This is a genomic window from Roseateles sp., from assembly GCF_031397715.1.
Classification (GTDB): Bacteria; Pseudomonadota; Gammaproteobacteria; order Burkholderiales; family Burkholderiaceae_C; genus Paucibacter_A.
On the sequence record NZ_JANNMI010000407.1, the window covers coordinates 1 to 8,484 of the forward strand.

Below are 8,484 nucleotides of genomic sequence, written 5' to 3' on the forward strand. Positions count from 1 at the left end.
CCACGGCACGCTTGGTGCCGACCTTGACCGAGGTGCTTGAGATCTCAGCCCTGCAGGGGCTGGATCTGACCAAGCCCCTGCAGGGGCTGGATCTGACCGAGCCGGACCGCTCGCCGCCCGAGCCCTTGCAGCAAGCGGTGCTTGCTGTGGTCGACGCCGCGCTGGCTGAGTTTCGCGCACAGCTGCTGGCGCAACTGCAGCCCTTGTTTGAAAAGGCCGCCGCTGAATGTTCGGCGTGCGCGGCGCGCTCGGAGCGAACGTGAAATCGCGCTAAAAATTGGTGGCTGTTTCGCGCTGACGACAACAAGCTACAACGCATCAGCGAAGTCTGCGGTTTTCCATGGTTTCCCCATATAGGTTGGCGCAAATTTTGGGGTATGTTCGGCGAGTTGAGAATTCAACAGCAAAAAGCTCTTCTTCTTCCTATCCGGAGGTAATTCATGCAAGTTAAGTTGAATGTTGTTGTGGGCGCTGTGGCGCTGCTGCTGAGTGGCACGGCGATGTCCCAAGAGGTGCTCGTCGTCAAGATCGGTCATGTGGGCCCGACCAGTGGCGCGATTGCCCACTTGGGCAAGGACAATGAGTTGGGCGCGCGGATGGCGATTGCCGAGCTGAACGCCAAAGGCATGATGATCGGCGGCAAAAAGGCCAAGTTCGAATTGTTGGCTGAAGACGACGCCGGCGATCCAAAGCAAGGCACTGCAGCGGCTCAAAAGCTGGTTGACTCCAAAGTCAACGGCGTGATCGGTCATCTGAATTCCGGCACTTCAATTCCTGCTTCCAAGGTCTACAGCGATGCGGGCATCCCGCAAATTTCGCCGTCGGCCACGAACCCGAAGTTCACCCGCAATGGCTACAAGACCACCTTCCGTGTGGTGGCCGATGACGTCCATCTGGGCGGCACCTTGGGACGCTATTCGGTCAAGGAGCTGAAGGGCAAATCGATTGCCGTCATTGATGACCGCACCGCTTACGGCCAGGGTGTCGCGGACGAGTTCGAAAAGGGCGTCAAGGCTGCCGGCGGCAAGATCGCCGGGCGCGAATTCACCAACGACAAGGCAACCGATTTCACCGCCATCCTGACCTCCTTGAAGGCCAAGAAGCCCGATGTGATCTTCTTCGGCGGTATGGACGCCGTGGCCGGCCCGATGTTGCGTCAGATGAAGCAGCTGGGCATTGATGCCAAGTTTGTCGGTGGCGACGGCATTTGCTCGGGCGAGCTGCCGAAGTTGTCGGCCGGCACAATGGCCGACAGCCAGGTCTACTGCGCGGAGGCCGGTGGTGTTGAGGAAGGCGAGGGCCGCAAGGTTTCGGACGCCTTCAAGGCCAAGTTCAAGGAACAGTACAAGGTTGATGTGCAGATCTATGCACCTTATGTCTATGACGCTGTCAATGTGTTGGTCGCGGCCATGAAGAAGGCAGAATCGTCCGACCCGGCCAAGTATTTGCCCGTGTTGGCAAAGACCGACGGCTACAAAGGCGTGACCGGCACCATCACCTTTGACCCCAAGGGTGACATCAAGAACGGCGCGCTGACGATGTACACCTACAAGGGTGGCGAGAAGTCGCAAATCGCCGTGGTGCGCTAAACGGCCAAAAGTGATTTGCTTAGTTTCGAAGCCTGCAAACTCGAAAGCCCGCGCAAGCGGGCTTTTTTGTGCGCCCAGCATGGGCGCAGCTTGGTGGACTGAGATTCGGCGCTATGGGCGCGCCAAGTGCTTTCGGTCCATGAACCCGATGGCGGTAGCGGTGGTTGAATTCGGCCAGCGTGCTGCCCATTGTGAGCGCCCAGTCAGGCGGCGCTGGGGAACGGTGCTCGGCCCCCAACATCATGCCGAGCCTGTGTCAGCTCAGAAATTGCGCCTCACTGCTTGGCAATAGTCCGGTCGCTGGGCCGGGCCAGATAACACCATTCTTGCCCCGCTGCTGCCATGCTGTTGGGGAAGACGATGCGCCCCGAAGCGGGTGCCAAGACGGCGCTGCCGTCGTGCCGAGTGCCGATCAACTGATCCTTTTCCACCACGTCAAAGCTGGACCATTCGCGCGCGAACTGGTCGCCGGGATGTTGGCGATCAATGACCTCATACAGTTGCAAAAACTCAGGCGCCTGCGCAGGACGATGTGGACCGACCGATTCGGCCGACACCAAGCCCAGCAAGGCCAAGGCTCGCAAGATCGCCAGATGCGCCACTTGCGGGGCTTGGGGGTCCAAGTGTTGACCGCATTCAAGGGTCACACCGTAGCCACCTTGGCTGCGCATGTATTCGGTCGTGCCCACGCCGTAGTGTGGATCGAGGGTCAGATCTTGCCTGGCCGTTTGGCCTGCGCCGGCCTTGGCTTTGCGCCGCTGCAGGCCAAGGGCATAGGTCGATAGCCAGCCCTCGACAATTCTTGTCGGCCCCAGGCTGCAGGCCAGCATGGCTTCGGCCGCGGCGTGGGCGAAGGGTTCGAGCTCGTGCTGGTTATCGCGTGGGCCAAGCATGACAAAGGCCTGGCCGCGACTCTGGAAAGAATGCAAATCCAGCAGCACATCGTGCTGGGCCATCAGGGGGCAAAGTCGGCCGGCCAGGCGATCCTCAAAATCTTGTGCAATCACGGCCGGGCGCAAGTTTCGGTTCATATTGCGCTCACCTTCGCGCCGACCCAGTTGGTAGGCCAATGGGTTGACCACGGGCACCAGGGTCAGCGTGCCTTTGAGCAAACGCAAACTGCCACTGTCCAGCGCCTGAATGACTTGCCCGATCGCCGTCACGCCGCACACTTCATTGCCATGCACGGCCGCCGTCACCAGCAGTTTGGGGCCGGGCTTGAGGCCAGCAAATTGGTGAATGCGCAGATGTGTGGGGTGTGTCTCGATGCTCATCGAATGGCTACTTTGTAAAAAAACAGGAGGTTGCTGGCGGCCTGTAATTGTCGCTGCTGGCAGGCTTGCAGTTCATTGCGGCTGATTGCGGACAGCGTTCTGCCCATGCAGCAAAGTTATAGCTGTCGCTGCCGCTTTCATTGGCATCGAATCGTAATCGTCCTTAATCTAGTGGCCATGAAAGACGCATGAATTGAGCTGGGTGGGCGCAGGCTCACCCTCTCAGGCCATAGCTCAGCAATAACCGAGAAGAATCAGGATGCAGCATTGTGTAGTGATTGGTGCAGGCGTTGTGGGCCTGACGACGGCATGGGCGCTGGCCGAGCGCGGCTTTGCGGTCACGCTGCTTGAACGGGCCGGTGAGGTCGCGGGTGGTGCCAGCCAAGCCAATGGAGGGCAACTCAGTTACCGCTATGTTTCGCCATTAGCGGATGAGGGCGTACCGCTGAAGGCCTTGCGCTGGTTGCTGGATGCCGACGGCCCGTTGCGCTTCAAACCCGAGCTGCGCTGGCAGCAATGGGCATGGATGATTGACTTTTTGCGCGCCTGCCGTGGGCCGGTCAACCGGCGCATGACCGGCCGTCTGTTGGACTTGGGCGCTTACAGCCACCAGTCGTTCTCGGCCCTGCAGCAAGATGCCCGCTTGGATGTGGTGGACTTGCGCGAACCCGGCAAGCTGGTGGTTTACCGCAATCAGCAGGAGTTTGCCCGCGTGGCGGCCAGGGTCACGGCACTCGGTGCTGGGCCTGAGCAGGCCTTGTCGTTCGAGCAATGCGTGGCGCTTGAGCCGGCCTTGGCCTTCAGCGCGGCGCCTTTTGTCGGCGGCATTTTTAGCGCCGGCGAGGCGGTGGCCGATTGCCGCAAGGTCTGCGAGTTGTTGTTGCTGCGCTTGCAGGGGCATGGCAATTTCCGCGGCCTCGTACAAGCAAGTGCTGAGGGCTTCATTCTGCGGGCGGGCGCTGCCGTGGCGGTGCTGACCGAACACGGCGAATTGAGTGCCGATCACTTTGTGCTGGCGGCCGGCCTGCAGAGCCGAGCGTTGGCGCTGAAAACAGGCATCAAGCTGCCGATTTACCCCTTGAAGGGCTATAGCCTGACGGCGCCGATTGCGGCCGAGCACCGCCCGCCGGTGGTCAGCGTGACCGACTTTGAGAAGAAGGTGGTCTACGCCCGCATCGGCGAGCAGCTGCGCGTGGCGGCCATGGTCGATTTGGTGGGCGCGGATGAGCGCATTGACCCGGCCCGGATTGCTTCGTTGCGGCGCAACGTGCAGGCCACATTCCCGCGGGCGGCCGACTACGCGCAGGCAATTGAATGGGCCGGTTTGCGACCGGCCACGCCCAGCGGTGCGCCCATTCTGGGGGCCTCGGGTGTGCGCAATCTGTGGCTCAATGTCGGCCATGGTGCACTGGGTTTTACCTTCTCCTTTGGCACCGCCAATATCGTGGCCGAGTTGGTCAGTGGGCGCGTCAGCCCGATCGATCTGGCGGGTTTGCAGCTGTCCTGAATGACCGGGGCTTAGATGACGAACGATGATTTAGCTGCGCTGCTGCTCAGGGCCGTGCGGGCGCAGCGCTTTGATGAAACGCCCGATGCCATGCGCCAGGGCGCGCCGGTGTCCGAGCACCCCAGCATCGACCTGGCCGTGGCGGCTTTCCCCCGCAATGCCGCGCCGGTCTATGCCAATGTGCTGTTCTCGCGCGAGCATCCCCAGGGCTTGATTGCCGACCTGGGTGCGGCGGCGGCGGTCCGCAACGTCAGCTTCCATGCCGACCTGCAAGACGAGCAGGGGCGGTCGGTGGCCTGGTTGCCCGGCAGTGATTGGGCCCGGCTGCCCTGGCAACACTTGTGCGGCAGCGGCGCGCAGAGGTTTGTGGCGCCGTATCCGGCCTCCTTGCTCAAGCTGATGGTGCTGATTGGCGTGGCTCGTTTGGTCGACCAAGGCCGCAGCGCATGGTCGGCCGAGTTGAGCTTTGAGGGGCAAGTCAAGTCGATCGGCGATTGGGCGTTCGACATGACGACGATCAGCTGCAACAGCTCGACCTCGGCCTTGGTGATGCATTTGCACGCCTGCGGCGCGATCCGGCGCGTGGGCCAGACGGAAGTACATAACGAGTTACATCAGCTGTTCGAGTCCTTGGGTTTGTTCGGTTTACGGCTGGCCAACACCCGCGCCGATGGCGGCTGGGGCAATGCCGCCGGCGCGGGCGTCGGGCATTTGCAGATGACCGCCTGGGACAGCTTGCGCCTGCTTTGGTGGCTGGACGCGCAGGCACCCGCTGCGCCCTGGCTGACCGGCGGGCATGCGCGCTTGCTGGGGGCTAGCCTTGCGCACGTGATGGATTGCCTGGAACAGCAGACCTTGCATGAAATTTTGTCCAGTGCGACGCTGCGCGGATTGCCGGGCTGGGTGGCTGGGCTGCCTGCTGACGATCTGCTGTTTGCACACAAGACCGGCAACACCGAGAACTACAGCGCCGACGCCGGCATCGCCCGCGGGATCGCACCGGCCCAGCGTCACTATTTGATCGCCATGACCAGCAATCTGGGCAGTCGCTACGCACCGCACCCCGATGCCGCCACGAGCTGGAAGTTGCCGGCGCTGGGAGCCGCCATTGACAGCGGGTTGCGTACCTGGCTGGGAGACTGAATTCGCCCTGTCTGCCTTGTTTTTCACCGCTGCCTGACGGGGCTTGTTTGGCCGCGGTGTGGCAGCGGCTGGCCCGCCCAAGCTTGGTCAATTGGCGAAAGTGCCAGCCTGCACGCAGTCTGCGCCGTGGGGCTTTGCTAACGGGCCTTCAGAGCGGCCTTGAGCTTTACTTGAAGCTGTAGTCCACCAGCAAGGTGAAGGCGCGGCCACGTGGGTCGGCCACGCGCGGATCCCACGAGCTGCCCGAACCCAGATCGGCGTCGTAGTAGGCGCTGAACGGCGGGTTGGTGTTGAAGAGGTTCTTGATGCCTCCGGTCACGGCCAGGTTCTTGAAGCCGCGGTAGGTGGCGGACAGCTCATAGACGATGTAGGACTTCACGTCGGCCTGCCAATTGGCCGGTGTGACCGTGCCGTTGGCCACGCCCGGCAGCACCGCGTCGGTGTAGCCGCCGGTGTAACGCTGCGTGAAGGTGGTGCTCCAGCTGTCTTGGCCGTAGGTGAAATTGGCCACATGCTTCCAACGGATGCCGGGGTCGTCATAGCGATTGAATTGGCCCAGCTCGCTCGGTCCCCAGGGGTCGGTATCCGAGATGCGCGATTTCTTGCTGATCAGGTAAGAGCCTTCCAAATTGGCGGCCCAACTGCCGCCCAGCAGCTTGCCATTGGTGGACGCACTGAGTTCCAGGCCCGAGGACTTGGCACCACCCGCATTGAACCAACGCTGGTCGATGCCGACCAAGCTGCCATTTGGGGCACGGATAAAGCGGTCTTGGAAGCGGCTGTAGTTGTTCTTCAACTCGTCCAGCGACGGCGTGCGAATGGCGTCGGTGCGCTCAATCTGCCACCAGTCAAGCGACAGCAAGGTGTTCTTCATCGGTGCCAGCACCAGACCCAGTGCGCCCTGCTTGGAGCTTTCTGGGCCTAACGCCTTGTTGCCGCCGTCGATGATGTCGGGGAAGACGGCGACGCATTTCGGATCGGCGGGGTTGACGATCAAGCTCGGGCAGGCGGCTGGGTCGACCAGATCCTTGCCATCAAACGGCGCGCTTGTGATGCCGTTCAAGGCTTGGTTGAAGGTCGGCACCCGGAACCCGGTGGAATAGGAGCCGCGCAAAGCGAGCGACTCCACCGGCGTGAAGCGCGCCGAGACCTTGGGGTTGGTGGTGCGGCCAAAGCCGGTGTAATCGTCGGTGCGTACGGCAGCGGTAACTTCCAGATTCTTCAGCACCGGCATCATCAACTCTGCATAGGCGGCCTTGACATCGCGCTTGACGCCGTCGACTGCGTTGCTGGAGTCGAACGGTGCGGCAATCACGACGGCGCCATTGGGTGCGCCATCGGCGCCCTTGAAGTTGAATTTTTCGCGCCGCAGGTCAATGCCGACGGCCGCCATCATCATGCCGGCCGGTAGTTGGGCGACCGGGCCACTGGCCGAGAAGTCGCCCTGCATCACTTCGAATTTGCCACCGTACAGCGTCACGCCGCGTGCCGATGCCGCCTCCAGCGCGCTCAAACCGGCCGCGTTTTGCTGCTTGCCTGGCAGCAAGAACGGGTCCAGATTGCCCGAGCCGATAGCGGCCACCATGCCGTCGCGGAAGTAATAGCCACTGCCGAGCTTGGACTTGTCATCGCTGTAGGCCGAGGACAGACCGGTCTTGTAGTCCCAGCCGGCCCAAGGCAGCGGGCCATCCAGGCCGACAAAGAAGCGCGCCGATTCGGTCTCGGTGGCGATTTCGCGCGGGCCGCATTCCATGCAACGCCAGCGGAAAGCGATCGGGTTGCCCCGGTTGCCGGCGATGCTGGGGAAGACCTTGGCGATCGAATCAAACACGGCGTTGTACGACGCGCCGGTGCTGGGGTAGAGGTATCTGTTGGTGGCGCTGGAGATCAGCTGAACCTCCGAGAACTCCTTGGCCGAATCAATCTTGGCGCCGACGAATTCTGCCGTCAGCAGATGTTCGCCCAAGGTCTTGCTGAGGCGGCCGACAAAGCTGGTGTTTTCGACCGGCTGCTGCAGCGTGGCGGACACGCCGGTGTCCCAGGCGCAGCCGTACTCGGTACCCGGCGAGGCCCAGAGCTTGGCGTCGTAGGCTTGCGAATTCGCCATCGTTTGGCAGCCGGCTGCGCCGGGCAGGTTCAGCATATTGATGCCGTTGTAGCGCTGCGTGCCGCCGGGCAAGAGCACGCCCGAACTGCTGGGGCTCAAAATCGTGGTCAAGCCGGCGCGGGCAAATACGGTGGCGACCGGCGTGCCGCGGGTATCGACCGACAAACCCCGATCGGGCTGGAAGGTGTTGACGAAATCGCGCTGCGTACCCTTGAGGATTTTGTTCTCGGTGCGGGCCAGGGCAAACATCGCGTTGTAGCCATCGGTGCTCAGGTTGCCGAAGCCGCCCGAGGCCGACAGCCGGGTGATATTGCCGCCGCTTTCCTGGGCCATGTCGGTGAAGGCTTGCAGATTGAGGCCCGTCAGGTCCTGCTTCAAAATGAAGTTGATGACACCGCCGATGGCGTCGGTGCCGTAGAGCGCGGATGCGCCGTCCTTGAGAATTTCAATCCGCTCGATCGCCGCCATCGGGATGGTGTTGAGATTGACGGCGGTGCCGTTGAGGCCGTGAGCAGCGATGCGCCGCCCGTTCAACAGCACCAAGGTGTTGCGCGAACCCTGACCGCGCAGATTGGCGAAGCTTGCGCCGTTATTGCCGCGTGCGTCGCCGCCGACCACATCGGACTGGCTGGCCATATTGTCCAAGCCGTTGCCGTTCGACGTGATCCGGCTCATCAGCTGTTCGGCCGACACGATGCCGTCACGCGCCAACTGGGCGGCTGTGATCACTTGTACCGGCAGCGCGCCTTCGTCTTGCAGGCGCTTGATGCGCGAGCCGGTCACTTCGACCCGCTCAATTTTTTGAACGGCCTCTGTGCTTTGAGCCAAGGCAAGACCACCGAGCAAGCTGAGGTGGCCGCCGAA

6 protein-coding genes are annotated in these 8,484 nt (G+C 62.2%); 4 read left to right on the plus strand and 2 right to left on the minus strand.

Annotated features, from left to right (window positions below):
* Both RMO57_RS17835 and RMO57_RS17840 read left to right on the plus strand, forming a co-directional pair.
* Positions 1 to 263: hypothetical protein (locus RMO57_RS17835; RefSeq protein WP_310388929.1), on the plus strand; the 263-nt coding region annotated here is incomplete at its 5' end.
* 177 nt (positions 264 to 440) lie between these two features.
* A complete protein-coding gene (locus RMO57_RS17840; RefSeq protein WP_310388930.1) occupies positions 441 to 1,589 on the plus strand; it encodes a branched-chain amino acid ABC transporter substrate-binding protein in 1,149 nt (382 codons plus the stop codon).
* A 275-nt stretch (positions 1,590 to 1,864) separates the two neighbouring features.
* Here the strand turns inward: RMO57_RS17840 and RMO57_RS17845 are convergent, their stop codons facing one another.
* Positions 1,865 to 2,863, minus strand: coding sequence for a succinylglutamate desuccinylase/aspartoacylase domain-containing protein (locus tag RMO57_RS17845; RefSeq protein ID WP_310388932.1), 999 nt, complete (start codon positions 2,861 to 2,863; stop codon positions 1,865 to 1,867).
* A 259-nt stretch (positions 2,864 to 3,122) separates the two neighbouring features.
* Here RMO57_RS17845 and RMO57_RS17850 point away from each other — a divergent pair, with 259 nt between their 5' ends.
* Both RMO57_RS17850 and RMO57_RS17855 read left to right on the plus strand, forming a co-directional pair.
* Entirely contained in the window at positions 3,123 to 4,370 is a 1,248-nt protein-coding gene (locus tag RMO57_RS17850; RefSeq protein ID WP_310388933.1) for a D-amino acid dehydrogenase, read from the plus strand.
* 15 nt (positions 4,371 to 4,385) lie between these two features.
* Positions 4,386 to 5,513: a serine hydrolase gene (locus tag RMO57_RS17855; RefSeq protein WP_310388934.1), complete on the plus strand. Its 1,128-nt coding sequence runs from the start codon at positions 4,386 to 4,388 to the stop codon at positions 5,511 to 5,513.
* 166 nt (positions 5,514 to 5,679) lie between these two features.
* On the opposite strand, the gene RMO57_RS17860 is transcribed toward RMO57_RS17855, so the two are convergent.
* The coding region (locus tag RMO57_RS17860; RefSeq protein WP_310388936.1) for a TonB-dependent receptor domain-containing protein at positions 5,680 to 8,484 on the minus strand (2,805 nt) is incomplete at its 5' end.

Coding starts and splice junctions, on each gene's coding strand:
- RMO57_RS17855 (WP_310388934.1), top strand. CDS start 4,386: ATGACGAACGATGATTTAGCTGCGCTGCTGCTCAGGGCCGTGCGGGCG.
- RMO57_RS17845 (WP_310388932.1), bottom strand. CDS start 2,863: ATGAGCATCGAGACACACCCCACACATCTGCGCATTCACCAATTTGCT.
- RMO57_RS17850 (WP_310388933.1), top strand. CDS start 3,123: ATGCAGCATTGTGTAGTGATTGGTGCAGGCGTTGTGGGCCTGACGACG.
- RMO57_RS17840 (WP_310388930.1), top strand. CDS start 441: ATGCAAGTTAAGTTGAATGTTGTTGTGGGCGCTGTGGCGCTGCTGCTG.